We start from the raw sequence: 21,970 nt of genomic DNA on the forward strand, positions 1-21,970 counted from the left end.
GTGGTGAACAGGGCTCCGTCGCTGGTGCGCCCGGAGCGGCGGGAGGAGCCCCGGCACGACTGGGAGCCCGCCGCGCGCCGGGTGTTCGAGCACCCCGGCGGTCCGCTGCGCGTGCTCGGCGGACCCGGCACGGGCAAGACGACGCTGATCGCGGAGGTCGTGGCCGACCGCGTGCTGCGCCGGGGCGCGCACCCCGAGCGGGTGCTGGTGCTCACCGCGAACCGCCGCGCCGCCGAGGCCATGCGCGCCCGGATCACCCGCCTGCTGACGGCGCGGACCGCCGACGACGGCGTGCTGCCCACCACGCAGGAACCCCTGGTCCGCACGGTCCACTCGTACGCGTTCGCCGTGCTGCGCAACCAGGCCGCGCTGCTCGGCGAGGAGCCGCCGCGCCTGCTGGCCGGCCCCGAGCACGACGCCGTGGTGCGCGAGCTGCTGGAGGGCGACGTGGCGATGGGCGCGCCGAAGTGGCCGGAGCGGCTGCGCCCCGCGCTCACCCTGCCCGGCTTCGCCGCCGAGCTGCGCGACCTCGTGCAGCGCGCCACCGAGCGCGGCCTCGCCCCCGAGGAGCTGACCGAGCTGGGCCGCAAGCAGTCCCGCGAGGAGTGGGTCGCGGCCGGCCTGTTCGCCACCCAGTACGAGCAGGTCAACCTGCTGACCAGCAGCGGGCAGGGGCACGCGCCGTCGTACGACGCCGCCGAGCTGGTCGACAACGCGCTGCTCGCGTTCGAGACCGAACCGGGCGTGCTCGACGGCGAGCGCCGCCGCGTCCGCCACCTCCTGGTCGACGACGCCCAGCACCTCGACCCGCTCCAGCTCGCGTTCCTCGCGAGCCTCGGCTCCACCGCCGACGAGTTCATCCTGGTCGGCGACCCGGACCAGGCGATCTTCTCGTTCCGCGGCGCCGACCCGACCCTGCTGGCCGACGCGGACGCGCCCACCGCCGTGCTGCGCGAGGGCCACCGCATGGCGCCGGAGATCCGGACCGCCGTCGGCCGCCTGGCGCTGCGCCTGCCCGGCGCGTCGCCGACCCGCGAGGTGAGCCCCGTCGACGGCGAGGGCCACGTCCGGGTGCGGCTGTTCGCGTCCGGCGCGCAGGAGGCCGCGTGGGTGGCCGACCAGCTGCGCCGCGCCCACCTGATCGACGGGGTGCCGTGGTCGCGGATGGCCGTCGTCGCGCGGTCCGCCACCCGCGTCCTGCCCGTGCTGCAGCGGGCGCTGCTCGCGGCGGGCGTCCCGGTCGCCGTCCCGCACGACGAGCTGCCGCTCGCCCAGCAGCCCGCGGTCATCCCGCTCCTGGCGCTGCTGCGCTGCGCCGCCGTCCCCGGCAGCCTCGACGAGGACACCGCCGCGATGCTGCTGTCCTCACCGCTGGGCGGCGCGGACCCGTTGGCGCTGCGCCGGTTGCGCCGCGGCCTGCGGCGGCTGGAGCTGGCCGCCGGCGGCGACCGGTCCAGCGGCGAGCTGCTCGCCGAGGTGATCGAGACCGCCGACCGGCTCGCCGCGCTGGAGGACGCCGAGGCGCAGCCCGCGCGGCGCGTCGGCGGGCTGCTGCGCACCACGCGCAAGGCCATCGCCGACGGGTTGAGCGTCGAGCAGGTGCTGTGGGAGCTGTGGCGGGCCACCGGCCTGGAGAACCGCTGGGTGGCGCAGTCCGCCCGGCACGGCACCACCGGCATGCAGGCCGACCGCGACCTGGACGCCGTCGTCGGCCTGTTCGAGGCCGCCGCCAAGTACGTCGACCGGCTGCCCGGCGCCGGTCCCGAGGGCTTCGCCGACTACCTGGCCGCGCAGCGGTTCGCGGGCGACACGATGGCCGCGTCCGCGCCCGTGGGCGAGGCGGTGTCCGTGCTCACCGCGCACGCCGCCGCCGGTCGCGAGTGGACGGTCGTGGCGGTGCCCGGCGTGCAGGAGGGCTCGTGGCCGGACCTGCGGCTGCGCGGTTCGCTGCTCGGCGTGGAGCGGCTGGTCGACCTCGTCGCGGGCGTGCCGTCGGAGACGGTGTCCGCGATCGCGCCGCTGCTGGCCGAGGAACGGCGGCTGCTGCTCGTCGCCGCCAGCCGCGCCGAGCGGACGCTGCTGGTCAGCGCGGTGCGAGGCGAGGACGAGCAGCCGTCGCGGTTCCTCGACGAGATCGAGGAGCTGTCCACCGACGAACCCGAGCGGCGCACCCACACCCCCGAGCGCGGCCTGGTGCTCGCCGAGCTGGTCGGCGAGCTGCGCCGGGTCGTGTGCGACGACGACGAGCCCGCCGGGCGCAGGGAGCGCGCCGCGGCGCAGCTCGCCCGCCTCGCCGCCGAGGGCGTGCCCGGCGCGCACCCCGATTCCTGGTACGGCCTGCACGACGTGACCACCGACGATCCACTGTGGACCGAGGAGCACACGGTCAGCGTGTCGCCGTCCACGGTCGAGACGCTGGCCACCTGCCCGCTGCGGTGGGTCGTCGAGCGGCACGGCGGCCAGGACCCGGCGGAGCTGGCCTCGATCACCGGCACCCTCGTGCACGCGCTCGCCCAGGCCGCCGCCACCGGCGCCGACGAGAAGGAGCTGCGGGTCCGGCTCGACGAGGCGTGGGCCGCGGTGGACGCGGGCGCGCCCTGGTTCTCCCGCCGCGAGCGGCAGCGGGTGGAGCGGATGCTCGACACGTTCCTGGCCTGGCTCGCCTCCAGCCGCGACCAGCTCACCCAGGTCGCGGTCGAGGAGGAGATCTCGGTCGAGGTGCCGAAGCAGGACGGCGGCCCGTGGCTGCGCGTGCGGGGCCGCGTCGACCGGCTGGAGACCGACCGCGAGGGCCGCCCGGTCGTGGTCGACGTCAAGACCGGCCGGAACCCGGTCACGAAGAAGGAGGCCCAGGAGCACCCCCAGCTGGCCGTCTACCAGCTCGCCTCCGCGCTCGGCGGCTTCACCCACCTCGGCCTCGGCACCGACCCGGGCGGCGCGCGGCTGCTGTACGTGGCGAAGGAGAACAAGAAGACCGGCGCCACCGAGCTGGAGCAGTCGCCGCTGGACGAGCAGGGCGTCCGGGTCTGGCTGGAGGCCGTGCAGGTCGCCGCCGGGTCGTCTGTCGGGCCCGGGTACCGGGCCGCCGAGAACGCCGACTGCGACCGCTGCCCGGCGCGCACCACGTGCCCGATCCACGCCTCCGGCCGGCAGGTCAGCCAATGAGCGGTTGACCTGGGACTTCGCCCCGGCCCTGCGGGTCGCCGAAGCGTCCGCGGGCCGACAACGGAGAATGCCCGGTGTGGTGATGCCGGACGGGGTCGAGCGGGTGGGCGGGTCGGGAGCCCTCGCCAGTCCGTTCGAGGTCGCCGAGGCGCTCGGCCTGCCCAGGCCCACGCCCGAGCAGGCCGCCGTCATCGCCGCGCCCACCGCGCCCGCCCTCGTCGTGGCCGGCGCGGGCGCGGGCAAGACCGAGACGATGGCCGCCCGCGTCGTCTACCTGGTCGCCAACGGCTTCGTCACGCCCGACCGCGTCCTCGGCCTCACGTTCACCCGCAAGGCCGCCCGCCAGCTCTCCGACCGCGTCCGGGCCCGCCTGCGCCGCCTGGGCGGCTCCCCGCTGCTCGACCGGCTCGACCCGGGCGGCGAGCGCCGGGCCGCCGTCCTCACCGGCGAACCGGTGATCCTCACCTACCACGCCTACGCGGGCAGGCTCGTCGGCGAGCACGGGCTGCGGCTGCCCGTGGAACCCGGCGTGCGGCTGCTGACCGAGACCGCGGCGTGGCAGCTCGCGCACCGCGTCGTCTCCACCTGGACGGAGGACATCGACACCGACAAGGTGCCCGCCACCGTCACCGGCTACCTGCTGGCGCTGGCCGGCGAGCTGGGGGAGCACCTGGTGCGCCCGGAGGCCCTGCGCGAGCACGCCGACCGGCTGTGCGCGCTGGTCGAGAACGCGCCGAAGACCAAGCGGCAGGGCGACAACCTGCCGCAGTCGCTCCAGGCCGTCGTCGACGCCCAGCGGCTGCGGGCGAACCTCCTGCCGCTGCTGGAGGCGTACCAGGCGCGCAAGCGGCGCGAGGCGGCCATGGACTTCGCCGACCAGATGTCGCTGGCCGCGCGGCTGGCCGCCGAGTACCCCGAGGTGGCGCGGGGCGAGCGCGAGCGCTACGGCGCCGTGCTGCTCGACGAGTACCAGGACACCGGCCACGCCCAGCGCGTGCTGCTGCGGTCGCTGTTCGGGCGGGGCGAGCCGATGCCCGTGACGTCGGTCGGCGACCCGGCCCAGGCGATCTACGGCTGGCGCGGCGCGTCCGCCGCCAACCTGCCGCGGTTCGTCCACGACTTCCCGCCCGCCCGCGAGTACGGCCTGCTCACCAGCTTCCGCAACCCGCCCGAGGTGCTGGCCCTGGCCAACGCCGTGTCCGCGCCGCTGCGCGCCACGGGCCTGGACGTCGACGAGCTGCGCGCCCGCGACGGCGCCGGGCCGGGCGACGTCCGGGTGGCGTTGTTCGACAACGTCCGCGAGGAGCTGGACTGGGTCGCCGACACCGTCGCCGCCCAGTGGGAGCAGCACCTGGACAGCAGCGACGAGCCGCCGACCGCCGCCGTCCTGGTCCGCCGCCGCTCCGACATGGCCGCCATCGCCGCCGTCCTGCGCGACCGCGGCCTGCCCGTCGAGGTCGTCGGCCTGGGGGGGCTGCTCGACGAACCCGAGGTGCGCGACCTCACCAGCGCCCTGCGCGTCCTGGTCGACCCGCTCGCGGGCACGGCCGCCGCCCGCCTGCTCACCGGCTCGCGCTGGCGCCTCGCCGCGTACGACCTGGCCGCCCTGTGGAGCCGGGCGCGCGAACTGGCCGGGTCACCGACCCGCCAGGCCGTCGTGGACGACCCGCTGTCCGTCCTCGCCGACGCCCTGCCCGGCGAGCACTCCGAGCAGGCGGGTCTCGCCGACGCGCTGGACGACCCGGGCGACCCCACCGCCTACTCGGCGGAGGGCTACCGCCGCATCCGCCGGCTCGGCGCGGAGCTGTCCGCCCTGCGACGCCGCCTCGACCAGCCGCTGCCCGAGCTGGTCGCCGACGTCGAGCGCACCCTGCTGCTCGACATCGAGGCCATGGCCAGGCCCGGCGGCGTGGGCCGGGCCCACCTGGACGCGTTCGCCGACGTGGTCAACGACTTCGCCGCCGCCAGCCCGTCCGCGACGCTCCCCGCCCTGGTGGACTACCTCTACACCGCCGAGCAGGCCGAGGACGGCCTGGAGCCCGGCGAGGTGGAGGTCGCGCCGAACCGGGTGCAGGTGCTGACCATGCACTCCGCGAAGGGCCTGGAGTGGCACGTCGTCGCCGTGCCGCACGTGGTCAGGGACGTGTTCCCCGGCCGCAAGAAGTCGTCGAGCTGGCTGCGGTCGGTCACCGCGCTGCCCGCCGACCTGCGCGGTGACGCCGAGGACCTGCCGACGCTGCGCGTGCCGCCCGGGGCCGACCGCAAGGAGGTCGAGGAGGCCCTCGTCCGGCACGAGGAGGACTTCGACGCCCGCCGCCTGGTGGAGGAGCGCCGGCTGCTGTACGTGGCGCTCACCCGGTCCGAGCACAGCCTGCTCGTGTCCGGGCACTGGTGGGCCGAGTCGGGGGAGAAGCCCAAGGGACCGTCGCCGTTCCTCACCGAACTGCGCGAGGCCGTGCTGGCGGCCGAGCACCCGCCCGCCGACATCGCCCACTGGGCCCCGCGACCGGGGGAGGACGACCCCAACCCGCTCGCCTCGCAGACCAAGACCGCCCAGTGGCCCGCCGACCCCCTGGGCAGGCGGCGCGCGGCCGTGGCGGAGGGGGCGGAGCTGGTGCTGGCGGCGCTGGAGCGCCACCTCGCCGAGCCCGTGCCCGCCGCCGAGCCCGAATCCGCCGAGCCCGCCGAGCCCGAGCCCGTCCCGGACGAGCCCGAACCCGTCGAACCGGTGGACCTCGAACCGCCCCCGGACTTCGACTACGAACCACCCGAGGAGCCGGACGACGACGAGCCGCCGCTCCCCGAGCCGGACCAACCCGAGCCGGACCAACCCGAGCCGGACCAACCCGAGCCGGTGCCCGCCGAGCCCGCCGAACCGGCAGAGCCGGTCGAACAGGCCGTGCCGGAGGAGGACCCCGACGACCCCGAGGGCTGGGCCCGCGACGTCGACGTCCTCCTCGCCGAGCGCGCCGCCGCGGCCGACCGGCGGGAACGCGTCGTGCTGCCCGAGCACCTCTCGGTCAGCCAACTCGTCGAGCTCGCCGCCGACCCGGACCTGCTGGCCCGGCGCCTGCGCCGCCCCCTGCCGTTCCCGCCGAACCCGCTGGCCCGCCGCGGCACGGCGTTCCACACGTGGCTGGAACAGCGGTTCGGCGTGCGCCGCCTGTTCGACCTGGACGAGCTGCCCGGCGCGGCCGACGAGGACGCCTCGCCCGACGCGGACCTGACCCCGCTCCAGGAGGCCTTCCTGCGCAGCGAGTGGGGCGACCGGGCGCCGCACGACGTCGAGGTGCCGTTCGAGGCGGAGATCGAGGGCCTGTCGGTGCGCGGCCGCATGGACGCGGTGTTCGCCGACGAGGACGGCGGCTGGACCGTCGTGGACTGGAAGACGGGCCGGGTGCCGGACGCCGAGCGGCTGCCCGCGCTGTCCGTGCAGCTCGCGGCGTACCGGCTGGCGTGGGCGGCGCTGACGGGCACGCCCGTGGCGAAGGTGCGGGCGGCGTTCCACTACGTGCGGCACGAGCGCACGCTGCGCCCCGTGGACCTGCTGGACGCGGACGGCCTGCGCGACCTGGTCCGCTCGGTCCCGACCGGCTAGCTAGCTGTGCACCCGCGCCTCGGCGGGCACTTCCTTGAGCACCCGGTCGTAGAGCACTTCCAGCAGCCAGCGCCCGAACAGCGACGGCCCGAACTCGGTCGACCGGTCCTCCGGCGGCACCAGCAGCTCGGCCGTGCCCGCGTCGTCGACCGAGACGACGCCGATGCCGTAGTAGTCCAGCTCCATCAGCGGCCACGCCCGGTCGCCCTGCGGCGGCGGCAGGACCACCGAGCAGGGGGCGAGCGTCATCAGCGTGCCGCAGGACTGGAGCGCGTGGTCCACGGTGGACTCGCCCACCAGGACGCCGACGAGTTCGACGGCGGGCACCGGCAGCCGGTCGTGCGCGGCCGGCTCGAACCAGGACCGGAACCACGAGGGATCGGGCTGCGGGGGCCAGCCGTTCGCGCTGCGCCACTCGTGCACGTCGGCGCGGACCCGCACGACCGCGGACACCTGGTGACCCAGCACGGCGACGTCGGGAACGACGATGCCGCGCCAACCCAGAGCCGTCGCGGCGTGGTGGAGGAGCGGTTGCACTCGGGCATCCTAGAACTGGTTGCGGTTTCAATGACAGACCCTCGGCCGCGCTGGGTGTCGAACCCCGCACGGAGAGTCGTCAGCGGGTTGAGCGCGCCACGCGCAAGGCCCACAGGATCAGCGGGACCTGCAACGGGAGGCGGCCGTAGGCGATGGCGCGGGCCTTGGGCGACTTCGCCCGGTAGTCGTACGCCATCTTCACGTTCGCCGGGAACACCGCGGCGAAGAACACCGCGGCCAGCTTCGCGGCCGTTCCCCGCGTGCGGGGGGCCGCGACCGCCGCCGCCAACGCGACCTCCGCCACACCGGACGCGTACGTCCAGGTCCGGGGCTTGCCCGGCAGTCGGCGCGGCACGATCGAGTCGTACGGCCCCGGCTTGGCGAAGTGCGTGGCACCGGCCGCGCCCAGCAGCCCGGCCAGCGCCAGCGCCGACCGGGAACCGGAACGTGAGGTCTCCATGGGACCCACCCTGTCATGCCGGCCACCGACCGGCGTCCCCAGGGTTATCCTCCGCCCGTGAGCGGTGATCCAGAAGAACCCGAGCATCCCGAGCGGGCGGCCGTGGCCGCACTCGCCGACGACTTCGTGGCCGGGCTGCGCGAGTGGCTCTCCATCCCCTCGATCGGAGTGGACCCGGCCCACCACGGCGACGTCCACGCCTCCGCGCGGTGGCTGGCGGAGGCCCTGCGCCGGGACGGCTGGCCCGACGTGCGGGTCTGGGACTCCGGTCCCGCCCTGCCCGCCGTCCACGCCTGCTGGCCCGCCGAGGACCCCGCGGCGCCGACCGTGCTGGTCTACGGCCACCACGACGTGCAACCGGTCGACCCGGTCGAGCAGTGGCAACACCCGCCGTTCGACCCCACCCTCGTGGGGGAGGAGCTGTTCGGGCGCGGCGCGAGCGACGACAAGGGTCAGGTCGCCATGCACCTGCTCGGCGTGCGGGCGCACCTGGCCGCGACCGGCGCCGACCGGCCCGCCGTCACGCTCAAGCTGTTCGTCGAGGGCGAGGAGGAGTCCGGCTCGCCGCACCTGACCCGGCTGCTCGACGAGCACCGCGACGACCTCGCGTGCGACCTCGTCGTGTTCACCGACACACCCCTGTACTCGCGCGACGCGCCGACCGTGTGCACCGGCCAGCGCGGCGTGTACGGCGCCGAGGTCGTCCTCACCGGCGGCTCGTCCGACGTGCACTCCGGCCGGGCGGGCGGCAGCGTGCCCAACCCGGCCACCGCCGCGGCCCGGCTCGTCGCCGCCCTGCACGACGACGACGGCCGCGTCCGGCTGCGCGACTTCTACGCCGACGTGGTCGAACCCACCGACGCCGAGCGCGCCGACTACGCGGAACTGCCGTTCGACGAGGACGTGTGGCTGGCGAACTCCGGCGGCGCGCAGGCCCTGGCCGGCGAACCCGGCTGGTCCACCCTCGAACGCGTCTGGGTGCGCCCGACCGCCGAGGTCAACGGCATCAGCGGCGGGTACACGGGGCCCGGCCTGAAGACGATCGTGCCCGCGTCGGCCTCGGTGAAGCTGTCGTTCCGCCTGGTGCCCGACCAGCGGCCCGAGCGGGTCGCCGACGCCCTGCGCGAGTTCGTCGCCGCGCACACCCCGCCCGGCGTGCGCGCCGAGGTCGTCGCCCGGGGCGACGGCGTCCCGCCCTACGCCGTGGACGTCTCGCACCCCGCCGTGGGCGCGGTCCGCGAGGCCGTGGAGACCGCGTTCGACCAGCCCGTCAGGTTCAGCCGGACGGGCGGTTCCGGGCCGGCGGCCCTGCTGCACGGGTGGCTCGGCGTGCCCGTCGTGTACCTGGGGGCGACGTTGCCGGACGACCGCATCCACGCGCCGAACGAGCGCGTCGTCGTGCCGCTGCTGCTGCGCGGCGCCGAGGCCGCCGCGCACCTGTGGCGACTCCTCCCCGGGAGGCTGTCGTGATCAGCAGGTTCCACCCGGGCGAGTCGCTGGCCGACCTCCCCGGCCACTCGCTCGTCGGCGTCATCCGGATGCCGGACACGGTGCAGAGCCCCGTCCGGGCCATCCTGAAGCGGGTCGTCGGCGCGCTCGCGGCCTTGATGGCCGCCGTCCTCATCGTCTACTTCGACCGCGACGGCTACCGCGACGCCAACGGGGACGGCCTGTCCTTCCTCGATTGCGTCTACTACGCCACCGTCTCCCTCTCCACCACCGGCTACGGCGACATCGCGCCGGCCAGCTCGTCCGCCAGGCTCGTCAACGTCCTGGTGATCACGCCCCTGCGCGTGCTGTTCCTGATCGTCCTGGTCGGTACCACCCTCGAAGTGCTCACCGAGCGCTCCCGCCAGGCCCTGCGCATCCAGAAGTGGAGGACCAAGGTGCGTGACCACGTGGTGGTGATCGGCTACGGCACGAAGGGCCGGTCCGCGGTGAGCGCCCTCATGGGCGACGGCGTGGACCCCGGCCACATCGTCGTCGTCGACACCTCCCAGCAGGCCCTCGACGCGGCGTCCGCCATCGGCCTCGTCACCGTCCACGGCACCGGCACCAGCAACGACGTGCTGCGCGTCGCGGGCGTGCCGCGGTCCAGGGCGGTGGTCGTGGCCGCCAACCGCGACGACACCTCGGTCCTGGTCACCCTCACCGCCCGCGAGCTGGCGCCCAAGGCGCAGATCGTCGCCTCGGTGCGGGAGCGCGAGAACGAGCACCTGCTGCGCCAGTCCGGCGCCGACTCGGTCGTGGTGTCCAGCGAGACCGCCGGCCGCCTGCTCGGCATGGCCACCGCCACCCCGTCGGTCGTCGACATGGTCGAGGACCTCCTCACCCCCGACTCGGGCCTGGCCATCGCCGAGCGCGACGTCGAGCCCGCCGAGGTGGGCGGCTCGCCCCGCCACCTGCCGGACATCGTGCTCGGCGTGGTCCGCGACGGCACCCTCTACCGGGTCGACGCGCCCGAGGCGGACGCCGTGGAGGCGGGCGACCGGCTGCTCTACGTCAAGAAGGTGAGCGCGCCCAGGGAATCGTGAGCCCGGGGCGGGCGCGCGTGCCGGACCGGCACGCGCACCCGCGACCCCGCCCGGTGACGCGATCCGCCCCACCGCGCCGTCACGGGGACGCCGGCAACCGCACCTGGAAGACCGCGCCCACCCCGCCGCCCGAGGGGGCTCCCGCCGCGTGCGGGGGCAGGCAGACCAGCTCGCCGCCGTGCGCGCGCACCAGCGCCCGCGCGATGGCCAGCCCGAGACCGGAACCGCCGGACCGCCGGTCCCGCGCCTCGTCCAGCCGCACCAACCGGTCGAAGACGCGTTCCCGGTCGGCGGGCGCCACGCCCGGCCCGTCGTCCACCACGGTCAGCACGACCAGACCGTCCGCCGCGGACACCCGCAGGCGCACCCACCCGTCGAGCCCGGTGGCCTGCCGGGCGTTGTCGGTGAGGTTCGCCAGCACCTGCGCCAACCGCTGCGGGTCGCCGGACACGTGCGCCGGCCGGCCCTCCGCCGCGACGTCGAAGTCGGGGGCGAGCAGCCTGGTCCGCCCCACCTCGGCCTCGGCCAGGGCGAGCAGGTCGACCCGTTCCCGGTGCGGCTCCAGGCCCGCGTCGATGCGGGCCAGTGCCAGCAGGTCGTCGACCAGCCGCCCGGCCCGCCGCGACTCCCGCACCAGCAGCAGGTTCAGCCGTTCCCGCTCCTCGGCGCTGCCGGTCTGCATCAACGCCTCGGCCACCGCCTGCACCCCGGCGACGGGCGTCCGCAGCTCGTGCGCCGCGTCCGCCACGAACCGCTTCGTCCGCTCCTCCGACCCCTCCAGCGAGTCGAGCATGTCGTCGAACGCCGCCGCGGTGCGCCCGAGCTCGGTGTCCGCCCGGGTCGGGTTCAGCCGGTACCCCCGGTGTCCGCGCGCGATCGACCTGGCCAACGTCGTCACCGCGTCCAGCGGCGCCAGCGCCCGCCGCACCACCAGCACCATCGCCACCGCCGTCACGGCCAGGGCGCCGAACCCGACCAGCAGCAGCAACCGCCGCAACCGCGCCTGCGCCGCCGTGATCACCGACGAGCCGGCGTACAGGGTGATCCGGGAGCCGTCCGCCAGCTGCCGCTCGACGGAGTTCGCCACCTCCTCGTGGGGCGCCTGCCCGAACACCTCCCCGTCCGGCATCACCAGCCGGACCTCCACGCCCCGACCCTCCAGCCGGTCCGCCAGGTCCTTCCCGCGCACCCGCTGCTTCACCAGCTGCTGGGCGACCCGCGACTTCTCCAGCAGCGCGGTCTCCACGTCCCGCTGGGACTGGGCCGCGAACAGCGCGTCCACCACCAGCACGACCCCGACCAGGACCACCCCGAGCAGGCCGATCGCGGACAGCGTCACCCGGCGGCGCAGCGAGGCGGTCCGCAGGGTCACGTCCCGTCCACCCGCAGCACGTACCCGAGCCCGCGCACCGTGTGCAGGAGCCGGGGCCCGTGCTCCTCCAGCTTCCGCCGCAGCGCGCTCACGTGCACCTCGACCAGGTTGGGGTCGTAGTCCTCGTACCCCCACACCGCGGTGAGGATCTGGGTCTTGCCCACCACCCGCCCGCGCTGGGCGGCCAGGTAGCGCAGCAGCCGCAGCTCGGTGGCGGTCAGCTCGACCGGCGTGCCCCCGCGCAGCACGACCGCCGAGTCCGCGTCGACCACGAGGTCGCCGACCTGCGCCGTCGACGGCGTCCGCCCCAACCGCCGCAGCACCGCGCTGACCCGCGCCACCAGCTCGGCCAGCACGAACGGCTTCACCACGTAGTCGTCCGCGCCCCGGTCCAGCCCGCGCAGCCGGTCGCCCACCCCGTCCCGCGCGGACAGCATCACGACCCCGGCCCCGCTGGTCCGCCGGACGACCTCCAGCAGCGCGAAGCCGTCCCGACCGGGCAGCATCACGTCGAGCACCACCAGGTCGGGCCGGAACCGGGCCAGTTCCGCCTCCAGGTCCCGGCCGTCCGGCCGGACCCGCACCAGGTAGCCCGCGTCCCGCAGGGCGGAGCCCACCGCGGCCCCGATGGCCTCGGCGTCCTCGATCACCAGCACCCTGGCAGCAGTCGACACGGCACCATTCTGCGTCCCGCGGCCGTCGGGGCGGCGCGGTCACGCGGTCGCCGCGCCCCGAGCAGGGGAAAGGTGTCGAACATCCGTTCAGCGGTGGCCAATGACACGAGAGGACCCGGCGACCCTCACGACACCGCGCCGGCCCGTCTGCGACCATCCACCCGTGGCCGTTCCGCGAAGCCCCGCGAAGTGGGCGCTGGTCCTGCTGGTCGTGGGGCTGGCGGGCGTCGCGGCGGCGGGCGCGCTGTGGTGGCCGGACACCGCCGTGCGGGCGGAACGCGTCGAGGCGACGGTCACCGCCCCCGCGTCCTGCGGCGGCGCCGACGCCTACGACCGCGTCGAGTTCACGATCGGCGACGAGAAGCGCACGGCCAGGCTCGACGGCTGCGGCCACTCGCCGGACGAGAAGGTGGAGGTGGTCCTCCCGGTCGACCGGGAGGGCGGCGGGGAGGACGACCTCCTGGTCCAGGCCGCCGCCAGCACCCCCGTCGGCCTGCCCTTCGAGGACCGCCTCGCGGCGATGCTGCTGTGCCTGAGCGGCCTCGCGGGCGGGCTGTACGCCTACCTGCTGACCAGGCGTTCCCGGTCCGCGCCGGCTCAGCCGACGGCGGTCGCCGGGGCCGCGTAGGTGTTGCACGACGCCGTCGTGCCCGAGGCGAACCCGTTCGACGCCCACTCGGCCTGGTTGTCGGGGTTGCCGTGGGCGTTCTTCTCCGGCGCCTCCTCGACCGCGTACCCGAAGTCCTCCGCGGCCTCCGCCGCCAACCCCGGCCCGATCGACGCGGACGCCGCGCCCAGGAACAGCCCGGCGAAGCAGTTCGCCTGGAGCTCGATCCGCCGCGACATCTCCAGCCCGGCGGGCGTCCCCTCGCCCGCGTCGACGATCTTGCCGTCCGCGGCGCGCAGCATCCCGCTCAACGCCTGCACGTGGTGCCCGTACTCGTGCGCCAACGTCGCCAGGTGCGAGCCGGCCCGCTCACCGCCGCCGTTGTCGCGCAGCCGCTTCGTCGGCATGTAGATCGTCCTGTTGCGACCGCAGTAGTACGCCACGGCCTCGCTCTGCGCCGGCGCCGCGCCGCACGGTCCCTCCGCCAGGTCGGGCGAGGTGTCCAGGGCGGGCGGGTCGAACGGCAGGTTCGCCTGCTCCAGCACGGGCCGCCACGCCTGGTCCAGGCACGCGGCGCCCGCCTCGTAGTACGCGGACAGCTGGGCGTCCGACAGGCCGAACCCCGGCAGCGGGCAGGTCACGGGGGACAGCGCCACGGGCGTGACCAGCAGCGGGTGGTCGGCCAACCGGTGGACGGCGCGCGGCCGGGGTGCCTCCGCCGCCGTGCTCGCCGCCGCGGGCCCACCGGGTGCGGCCACCGCGCGGCCGGTGACCCGCCGCGACAACTCCACCTGCGTCACCAGGCCCAGGCCCAGCACGGACAACACGATCACCGAGAACACGCCGATGAGCACGATCGGGTTGTTCCTGGGCTCCTGGGAAGGGTGCACGGTCCTCCAGTCGGGTCAGCTCACCTCGGCTGCGCTGGCGACCCAAGTGTTGCACGCGCTCGTCTCGTTGTTCCTGAAGCCGTGGTTCACCCAGGCCGCGTTCCGCTCGGGCGCGCCGTGGTCCCGGGTGGGGTAGATCGGGTAGTCGCCGCGGTTGCCCGCGTCGGTCAGCGCCACCTGGATGACGTCACCGGGCACCGCGCCGTGCGACAGGGGAGCCAGCGTCATCCCGCCGAAGCAGGTCGCCTGGAGTTCCTTGCGCCGGTTCAGGTCGAGGCCCTCGGGGGTGTCCCAGCCGCCCTTCTCGTACTGGGCCTGGCTGGAGGCACGCAGGATGCCCGACAGCCACTGGACGTGGTGGCCGTACTCGTGCGCGAGCTGCCCGAGGTACTTGCCGGGGTGGTTGGGGTTCGCCGAACCCTGTTCGTTCGCGTAGTGGGCGGGCGTCCAGTAGATCGTGCCGTCGCAGTAGAGGGCGGTGCGGTCGGGCCCCATGGACCCGCACGTCGTGGTGATCTGGGAGGTCACCATGACCAGCTCGGCCGGCTGGTAGGGCAGGTTGGCCTTGGCGAACGAGGGCTTCCACATCGCCTCGATGCACGGCAGCGCGGCGCGCAGGAACTGGTCCTGCCCCGGCGCCGAGTAGTCCATGCCGGGCAGCGCGCAGCCGTCGATGTCGAACGCGCCGAGGCCCTCGGCGTGGATCGGGTTGTCGCCGAGCGCGATCACGGCCTTCGGACCGGCCTGGGACGTGCTGGTCGAGGTCGTCCGCGGGCTGCCCGACCTGCTGCTGGTCGCCGTCTCCCCGGTGGTCGTGGTGGTCGCCTCGGGCGAGTAGGTGTAGCTGGAGTACCCCGAGTAGCCGGAGTCCCCGGCCTGGTTCGAGTCGCGCGTCGCGGCGACCACGCCGACCGTGGCGATGGCCAGCACCACGATCCCGATCATCACCAGGGCCACCACGGGCCCCTTGTCCTTGCGACGCGGCGCCGGCGGGTAGGGCATCGGGGACGGGCCCCACCCCGGCGGCCCGGCGGGGGGCGGACCCCAGGGCGCGGGCGGCGGCTGCGGCGCGGCGGCGGGCGGGGGCGGCCCGGCGGCCTGACCCGGCCACGGCTGCTGCTGCCAGGGCGGCAGGGGGGCCTGAGGGACTTGAGGGGCCTGCGGCGGCGGCTGCTGGGCCGGCCACTGACGCGTCACCGGGGGCTGTCGGGGGTTCAGCGGCGCGGCTGCCGGAGGCGGCCCGACCGGCCGTGGCGGCGGCCAGCCACCCGGCGGTGGTGGTTGCGTCATCGCTGGTGGTCCCCCATGTCGCGGATGTCCGAACTAGCCCTGGAGCTTAGGCGAACTCCGCTATCCTCCGCGGCCGTGTTGAAAAACTGGGGAGCGGCCGCGATCTGCGCGATCGCGCTGTGCACGGGCACCGGTGCCGCGGTCGCGCAGCCGAGCAGCCCGGCCGGCCTGCCCGGGACGGTCAACGCGGACGTGCGCCTCAAGCTGGAGCGCGACGGCCGGCTGACCGTGACCGAGGTGGTCACCGTCCCCGAGGGGCGCACCGCGACCAGGCTGGTGCCCCTCCGCATCGCGGTCGGGGACGACCGCGAGCGCGTGTACGAGGTCGTCGGCGCTTCCGTCGAGGGGGAGGGCACGGCCCGAGCATCGGCCGAGGGGCTGACGATCGCACTCCGGGCGGGCATCTCGACCGTCGCGTACGAGGTGGTCGGCGCGGTCGCGAAGATCGGCGACACCCTGGAACTGCGCTGGCAGCCGGCCGGCGGCTGGGACGTGGCGCTCGACTCGGTGAAGGTCTCCGTGATCACGCCGGACGCGCCGCGCTCGGTGAACTGCCTGGCCGGCGAACCCGGCACCTCGACGCCCTGCACGACCGCCGACCTGGGCGACGGGCGCGGCGTGCGCGCGACGGAGATCGGCCTGGCCGCCGGCGAGCGGGTCGACGTGGCGGTCGGCCTCCAGGACGGCGCGGCGCCCCCCAACGCGCGGGTGGCGGAGACGTCGCGGTGGGCGTCGGCGTTCGCCCTGACCCCGGCGACCGGCGCGGGCCTGGCCGGCCTGGTCCTGCTGCTGCTGGGCGGCGTGGCGCTCCTCTGGTACCTGCGGGGGCGCGACGCGCGGGCGATGGCGGCCGACATCGGACCGGTGGACGTGCTGGTCGCGGACGGCGCGGGGCGGGTGGCGTTCGCCTCGCCCGACGGGGTGCTGCCCGGCCAGGTCGGCACGGTGGTCGACGAGCACGTGGACGTGGTCGACGTGACCGCGACGATCGTGGACCTCGCCGTGCGCAACTACCTGTGGATCGAGGAGGTCGGCGGGCTGGACTGGCGGTTCGTCCGGCGCAACCCGGCCGACCCGTCGCTGTCCGGCTACGAGCGGGCGGTGTACGCGGCGCTGCTGCCCGACGGGGTGGACGGCGTGCTGCTGTCGGAGCTGCGCGGCAGGCGGATCGACCTGTCCCGCGTGCGTGACGAGCTGTACGCCGACGTCGTGGCGAGGAACTGGTTCGCGCGGCGGCCGGACGCCGAGCGCAGCCTGTGGTGGTGGGCCGGGATCGGCGTGGGCGTGCTCGGCGCGGTGCTGACGGCGGTGCTGGTGCTGGTGGGCGCGGCGGCGCTGTTCGGGCTGGTGGTCGTGGTGGCGGGGGTGGCGCTGGCGCTCGGCGCGCGGTTCATGCCGGCGCGGACCGGGCGGGGCAGCGCCCTGCTGGAGCACGTGCGCGGCCTGCGCGGGTACCTGCGCACCGCGAACCCCGAGGACATCCCGGAGCGCGACCGGGAGATGGTGTTCTCGCGGTCGCTGCCGTACGCGGTGGTGCTGGGCGAGGTGGAGCGGTGGCTGGCGGCGTTCTCCGGGGCGCGGCCGGGGCTGTACTGGTTCGGCGAGGCGGAGCAGGGCCGGTTCGCCGACCGGTTCCCGGCGTTCCTGGGCGCGGTGGACGGGGTCCTGGCGCAGGCGGGGCACCTCCGCTCGCTGAAGGGCTGACCCTCACCCGGACGTGTCCCCGCGCCCGCCGGCCGGGCCTGCCCGGCCGGCCGCGGCGGGCGTGGCGGAGTGGCGCAGCCGCCGGGTGAGCCTTCGGCCGGGTGGTGGTGCGAACCCGTAGGCTGCTTCCATGGCGCTACCCGAACTGCACAGGTTCACGCTCCCCAACGGCCTGCGGGTGGTGTTCGCACCCGACCCCAGCGCCCCGGTCGTCGGGGTGAGCGTGCACTACGACGTGGGCTTCCGCTCCGAGCCCGAGGGGCGGACGGGGTTCGCCCACCTCTTCGAGCACCTCATGTTCCAGGGCAGCGAGAGCCTGGAGAAGCTCGCGCACTTCCGGCACGTGCAGTCCTCCGGCGGCACGTTCAACGGCTCGACCCACCCCGACTACACCGACTACTACCAGGTGCTGCCGTCGGCCGCCCTGGAGCGGGCGCTCTTCCTCGAAGCGGACCGGATGCGGGCGCCGAAGCTCACCGAGGAGAACCTGCGCAACCAGATCGACGTGGTGAAGGAGGAGATCCGGCTCAACGTCCTCAACCGGCCGTACGGCGGGTTCCCCTGGATCCTGCTGCCGCCGGTCCTGTTCCGGACCTTCCCGAACGCCCACAACGGCTACGGCGACTTCACCGACCTCGAAAACGCCACCGTGGACGACTGCGCCGCGTTCTTCGACACCTACTACGCGCCGGGCAACGCCGTGCTCACGGTGGCGGGCGACTTCGACGTGGAGACGGCGAAGGGGCTCGTCGAGAAGCACTTCGGCGACGTGCCCGCCCGTCCCGTGCCGGTCCGGCCGTCCTTCGCCGAGGCCGCCCCGAAGGGCGAGCTGCGCGCCGAGCACACCGACCAGCACGCCCCGATGCCCGCCATCGCCCTCGGCTACCGCATCCCCGACCCGGTGAACGACGTGACGGGCTACCTCACGTACCTGGTCCTGGCGGGGGTGCTGACCGACGGCGACGGGTCGCGGCTCCAGCAGCGGCTGGTGCACCGCGACGCGAGCGTCGTGGACGTCGGCGCCGGGTGCGGCCTGTTCGGGCCGCTGGAGGCGCGCGACCCCGACACGTTCAGCATCACCGCGATCCACTCGCCCGAGGTCACCTCCGCCCAGGTGATCGCCTCGGTGGACGAGGAGCTCCAGCGGCTGGCCGACGAGGGGCCGACGGCGCAGGAGCTGGCCAAGGTCACCGCGCGCTGGGTGTCGACCATGCACCGCGAGCACGACCGGCTGACCAGCCGGACCCTCGGGCTCGGGTCGGCCGAGCTGCTGTTCGGGCGGGCCGAGCTGCTGTACGAGCTGCCGGACAAGCTCGCGGGCATCACCACCGACGAGGTCGCCGCGGCGGCCAAGGCGCTGCGGCCGGACTCGCGCGCCGTCCTGATCCTCAACCCGGCCAACGGAGGTAACGAGTGAGCGCCCCGACCAAGCACCGCAGCGCCGAGGAGATCGGCCGTACGGAGCTCGGGCCTCGACCGTTCCCGGAGCTGGGCGAGCAGCGGGCGACCGCGGACCTGGACGTGGTCGACACGACGCTGGCCAACGGCCTGCGGGTGATCGCCGTGCGCCGGTCGTCCGTGCCGCTGGTCGAGCTGCGGGTGCGCATCCCGTTCGGCGACCCGGCGACCTCCGGCACCGGCTCCGCGCACGCGGCGCGGGCCGAGGTGCTCGCGAACACGGTGCTCACCGGCACCGCGACGCGCAGCCGGGTGGACGTGGACACCGAGCTGGCGCTCGTCGGCGGCGAGCTGGACGCGGTGGTGGACCCGGAGCGGCTGGCGTTCTCCGGCAACGCGCTGGTGTCCGGCCTCGACACGCTGCTCGACGTGCTGCGCGACGCGCTCACCGGCGCGACCTACCCGGACGAGGAGGTCGAGCGGGAGCGCGCGCGGCTCGTGGAGCGCATCCGGCTGGCGCGGTCGCAGCCGAACGTGATCGCGCGGGAGGCGTTGCAGCGCCACCTGTACGGCGACCACCCGTACGCCAAGGAGATGCCCGAGGCGGAGGAGGTCGCGGCGGTCACCCGCGGCGACGTGGAGGCGCTGCACGCGGCGGCCGTGCTGCCGCGCGGCTCGGTGCTGGTCGTCGTGGGCGACCTGGCGCCGGACGCGGCGGTGCGGGCGGTCGAGGGCGCGCTGGGCGGCTGGACCGGCGAGGGCACCGCGGTGTCGTTGTCGCCGCTGCCGGTCGTGCGCGGCGGCGACGTGGTGCTGGTGCACCGGCCGGGCGCCGTGCAGTCGCAGATCCGGCTGGCCGGGCGCGGCCTGGAGCGGACGGACGACCGGTACCCGGCGCTGCAACTGGCGAACCTGGTGTACGGCGGGTTCTTCTCCTCGCGGCTCGTGGAGAACATCCGCGAGGACAAGGGCTACACCTACAGCGCGCGGTCGCACCCGGAGTTCACGCCGGGCGGGGCGACGCTGATGGTGGACGCCGACACGGCGAGCGCGGTGACCGCGGCGGCGTTGCTGGAGACGCGCTACGAGCTGGCCAGGCTGGGGCTCGTGCCGCCGACGGAGTCCGAGGTGGACACCGCGCGCCGGTACGCCGTGGGTTCGCTGCTGACGGCGACGTCGTCGCAGGGCGGGTTGGCGTCGTTCCTGGTGAACCTCGCCGGCCTGGGCCTGGGCGTCGAGTGGTTCACCGGGCACCCGGACCGGTTGGCGACGGTCACCGTGGAGCAGGTCGCCGAGGTGGCCCTGGAGTTCTTCGCGCCGACCGCGTTCACCGGCGTGCTGGTGGGCGACGCGGACCTGCTGGCCCCGCAGCTGCGGGCGCTGGGCGGTGTGACCCTGCCGTGAGCTTCGAGCTGGTGGAGCTGCCGGCCCTGTCGCGGTTCACCGCGGACCGGAGCGAGCCGCTGCGCGGGGACGCGCGGCGCATCGCGCAGCTGTGGCCGAAGGCGCGCGTCATCACCGTGGACGCGCGGGGGCGGACGCAGGTGGCCGACCGGGGGACCCGCCTGGTCGACCACCCCGCCCAGGACTTCGGCGACGGCCCGCCGGACACGGCCGTCCTGCTCGGCGAGCAGGACGCGGTGGCGTACTGGGCCGTTCCGCTGACCGAGGACGAGACGGACGTGGCGGCGCCCGCGTCCGGGCGGGGGCGGGTGTGGTCCGCCCCCGAGTTGACCGACGACCCGCAGTGGCTGGACCTGCGCGCCGTCGGCGCGCTGCTCGACGACACGGGCGCGGGCCTGTTCACGACGGCGGTGGCGTTGTTCCACTGGCACCGGACGTCGCGGTTCTGCACGGTGTGCGGCGGGCCGACGGACTCGGCGAAGTCGGGCTGGGTGCGGGTGTGCGAGCGGTGCGGCCACGAGGAGTACCCGCGCACCGACGCCGCCGTGATCTGCCTGGTGCACGACGGCGCGGACCGGGTGCTGCTCGCGCGCGGCGCGGGCTGGCCCGAGGGCCGGTACTCGGTGCTGGCCGGGTTCGTCGAGGCCGGCGAGTCGCTGGAGGCGTGCGTGGCGCGGGAGGTCGAGGAGGAGGTGGGCGTCGTGGTGAACGGCACCCGCTACCTCGGCAGCCAGCCGTGGCCGTTCCCCAGGTCGTTGATGGTGGGCTTCGAGGCGGTCGCCGACCCGGCCGAGCCGCTGAGGTTGGCGGACGGCGAGATCGCCCAGGCGAAGTGGGTGAGCCGGGCGGACGTGCGGCAGGCGCTCGCCGAGCCGGGCAGCGTGCCGGACCTGCTGCTGGCGCCGGGCGCGTCGATCGCGTTCCGGATGATCCAGTCGTGGTCGCTCGTGGACGGCCGGTAGCCGGAAGGAGCGGGGCGCGGCACGGGTGGTGCGCCGCGCCCCGCTCCCGTCGCGGGCGGCGGCCCGACGCGCACCGCCGAACGCGCCCCGACGCGCGGCCGAGGGGATAACGTCGGTGTCCCGCGCGCCGTCGTGGCGTGCCGTGGTCCCACTCGCCCGGATAGGGGTTGCCGTGCACCGCAAGCTGACCGTGCGGGACCTGCGCGCCGGCAACCGGGCGCGGGTGCTGCGGGCGCTGTACTTCGACCGGCCGCGCAGTCGCCAGGAGCTGGCGGGCACCACGGGGTTGAGCCAGGCGTCGGTGAGCAACGTCGTCGGCGAGCTGATCTCCGACGGGCTGGTCGTGGAGGCCGGGCAGGTCGAGTCCGACGGCGGCCGGCCCCGGGTGCTGCTGCGGGTGAACCCGGCGTTCGCCGCGGTGGTCGGCGTCGACGTCGGCGAGACGCACGTGCTGGTCGAGGTGTTCGACCTGACGCTGCGGCGGCTGGCCGAGGCCACGCTGCCGATGGAGCCGGACGCCTACTCGGTCGACGAGGTGGCGCGGCGGGTGCTCGACGGGCTCGACCGGTGCCTGCGGGAGAGCGGTGTCGGGGACGTGCTCGGTGTCGGCATCGGCGTGCCGGGCGCGGTCGAGCACGGGCTGGTGCACGCGCAGACCGTCGGGTGGCGCGGGGTGGCGCTGGAGCGGTTGCTGCGCGACGGCACGGACCTGCCGCTGTTCCTGGACAACGGGGCGAACACGCTGGGGCAGGCCGAGGCGTGGTTCGGTGCGGGGCGCGGCACGGCCGACGCGGTGATCGCGCTGATCGGCTCGGGCGTCGGGGCCGGCGTGATCGCGGGCGGCGTGCTGTACCGGGGCTCGTCGGGCGGTGCGGGCGAGTGGGGGCACACGACCGTGGCGCTGGACGGCAGGCCGTGCCGGTGCGGGGCCCGGGGCTGCCTGGAGGCGTACATCGGCGCGTCGGGCGTGGTCGACCGCTACCGCGCGGTCCGGTCGGACGTCCCCGCCGAGCAGGAGGCGGCCCTCGCGGCCCTCGTGGCGGACCGCTCGCCGGTCGCGGCGGAGGTGCTCGCCGAGACCGCCCGGTACGCGGGGCTGGGCATCGCGAACCTGATCAACCTGTTCAACCCGTCCCGCGTGATCGTCGGCGGGTGGGCGGGGCTGCTGCTGGGCGCGCGCATCCTCGACGACGTGCGCGCGGAAGCCGCCCACCACGCCCTGCACCGGCCGTTCGAGCAGGCGTCGATCACCCTGTGCGAGCTGGGACCGGAGTCCGTCGCGCTCGGCGCGGCGACGCTGCCGGTGGCCGAGTTCCTGGCGGTGGGCGGCGTGCGCCGGAAGACCGCCACCCGCGTGCCCTAGCGGGGCGCCCCG

At 75.5% G+C, this 21,970-nt stretch carries 16 protein-coding genes; 10 read left to right on the top strand and 6 right to left on the bottom strand.

Going from position 1 to position 21,970, the window contains the following annotated elements:
- Positions 1 to 3: 3 nt before the first annotated feature.
- Positions 4 to 3,165 carry an ATP-dependent helicase gene (locus J2S66_RS33255; RefSeq protein WP_310312596.1) on the top strand — a complete coding sequence of 1,054 codons (3,162 nt, stop codon included), beginning with the start codon at positions 4 to 6 and terminating at the stop codon, positions 3,163 to 3,165.
- An 82-nt stretch (positions 3,166 to 3,247) separates the two neighbouring features.
- Positions 3,248 to 6,763 (top strand): ATP-dependent helicase, encoded by a 3,516-nt coding sequence (locus J2S66_RS33260; RefSeq protein WP_310315280.1) that lies wholly within the window; start codon positions 3,248 to 3,250, stop codon positions 6,761 to 6,763.
- Here the strand turns inward: J2S66_RS33260 and J2S66_RS33265 are convergent, their stop codons facing one another.
- Entirely contained in the window at positions 6,764 to 7,300 is a 537-nt protein-coding gene (locus tag J2S66_RS33265) for a hypothetical protein (RefSeq protein ID WP_310312599.1), read from the bottom strand.
- Between the two features lie 79 nt (positions 7,301 to 7,379).
- A complete protein-coding gene (locus J2S66_RS33270) occupies positions 7,380 to 7,760 on the bottom strand; it encodes a DoxX family protein (protein WP_310312602.1) in 381 nt (126 codons plus the stop codon).
- Positions 7,761 to 7,817: 57 nt separating this feature from the next.
- Between J2S66_RS33270 and J2S66_RS33275 the strand changes: the two genes are divergently transcribed.
- Together J2S66_RS33275 and J2S66_RS33280 are read left to right on the top strand one after the other, a co-directional pair.
- Positions 7,818 to 9,230 (top strand): M20/M25/M40 family metallo-hydrolase, encoded by a 1,413-nt coding sequence (locus J2S66_RS33275; RefSeq protein WP_310312605.1) that lies wholly within the window; start codon positions 7,818 to 7,820, stop codon positions 9,228 to 9,230.
- A gap of 68 nt (positions 9,231 to 9,298) precedes the next feature.
- Positions 9,299 to 10,294: a potassium channel family protein gene (locus J2S66_RS33280; protein ID WP_310315283.1), complete on the top strand. Its 996-nt coding sequence runs from the start codon at positions 9,299 to 9,301 to the stop codon at positions 10,292 to 10,294.
- 79 nt (positions 10,295 to 10,373) lie between these two features.
- On the opposite strand, the gene J2S66_RS33285 is transcribed toward J2S66_RS33280, so the two are convergent.
- Together J2S66_RS33285 and J2S66_RS33290 are read right to left on the bottom strand one after the other, a co-directional pair.
- A complete protein-coding gene (locus tag J2S66_RS33285; RefSeq protein ID WP_310312609.1) occupies positions 10,374 to 11,666 on the bottom strand; it encodes a sensor histidine kinase in 1,293 nt (430 codons plus the stop codon).
- Positions 11,663 to 12,340 carry a response regulator transcription factor gene (locus J2S66_RS33290; RefSeq protein WP_310312611.1) on the bottom strand — a complete coding sequence of 226 codons (678 nt, stop codon included), beginning with the start codon at positions 12,338 to 12,340 and terminating at the stop codon, positions 11,663 to 11,665. Before J2S66_RS33290 ends, J2S66_RS33285 begins: the two co-directional genes overlap by 4 nt.
- Positions 12,341 to 12,503: 163 nt before the next feature.
- Between J2S66_RS33290 and J2S66_RS33295 the strand changes: the two genes are divergently transcribed.
- Positions 12,504 to 12,968 (top strand): hypothetical protein, encoded by a 465-nt coding sequence (locus J2S66_RS33295; RefSeq protein ID WP_310312614.1) that lies wholly within the window; start codon positions 12,504 to 12,506, stop codon positions 12,966 to 12,968.
- On the opposite strand, the gene J2S66_RS33300 is transcribed toward J2S66_RS33295, so the two are convergent.
- Together J2S66_RS33300 and J2S66_RS33305 are read right to left on the bottom strand one after the other, a co-directional pair.
- Positions 12,938 to 13,837, bottom strand: a complete 900-nt coding sequence (locus tag J2S66_RS33300; RefSeq protein WP_310312617.1) for a neutral zinc metallopeptidase — start codon at positions 13,835 to 13,837, stop codon at positions 12,938 to 12,940. The two genes, J2S66_RS33295 and J2S66_RS33300, sit on opposite strands and share 31 nt — an antisense overlap.
- Positions 13,838 to 13,852: 15 nt before the next feature.
- A complete protein-coding gene (locus J2S66_RS33305) occupies positions 13,853 to 14,839 on the bottom strand; it encodes a neutral zinc metallopeptidase (RefSeq protein ID WP_310312620.1) in 987 nt (328 codons plus the stop codon).
- A gap of 363 nt (positions 14,840 to 15,202) precedes the next feature.
- On the opposite strand from J2S66_RS33305, the gene J2S66_RS33310 reads away from it, so the two are divergent.
- The 5 genes from J2S66_RS33310 to J2S66_RS33330 all read left to right on the top strand — a co-directional run bounded on the left by J2S66_RS33310 (position 15,203) and on the right by J2S66_RS33330 (position 21,958).
- On the top strand, positions 15,203 to 16,831 hold the full coding sequence (locus J2S66_RS33310) for a DUF2207 domain-containing protein (RefSeq protein ID WP_310312623.1): 1,629 nt from the start codon (positions 15,203 to 15,205) through the stop codon (positions 16,829 to 16,831).
- Positions 16,832 to 16,961: 130 nt separating this feature from the next.
- A complete protein-coding gene (locus J2S66_RS33315; RefSeq protein WP_306745986.1) occupies positions 16,962 to 18,248 on the top strand; it encodes a M16 family metallopeptidase in 1,287 nt (428 codons plus the stop codon).
- Entirely contained in the window at positions 18,245 to 19,633 is a 1,389-nt protein-coding gene (locus tag J2S66_RS33320) for a M16 family metallopeptidase (protein WP_310312627.1), read from the top strand. The genes J2S66_RS33315 and J2S66_RS33320 overlap by 4 nt, the downstream gene beginning before the upstream one ends.
- Positions 19,630 to 20,595, top strand: coding sequence for an NAD(+) diphosphatase (gene nudC, locus J2S66_RS33325; RefSeq protein WP_310312629.1), 966 nt, complete (start codon positions 19,630 to 19,632; stop codon positions 20,593 to 20,595). Before J2S66_RS33320 ends, nudC begins: the two co-directional genes overlap by 4 nt.
- Positions 20,596 to 20,767: 172 nt before the next feature.
- On the top strand, positions 20,768 to 21,958 hold the full coding sequence (locus J2S66_RS33330; RefSeq protein ID WP_310312632.1) for an ROK family transcriptional regulator: 1,191 nt from the start codon (positions 20,768 to 20,770) through the stop codon (positions 21,956 to 21,958).
- Positions 21,959 to 21,970: the final 12 nt, after the last annotated feature.

The organism is Saccharothrix longispora (genome assembly GCF_031455225.1).
GTDB classification, from domain to species: domain Bacteria; phylum Actinomycetota; class Actinomycetes; order Mycobacteriales; family Pseudonocardiaceae; genus Actinosynnema; species Actinosynnema longispora.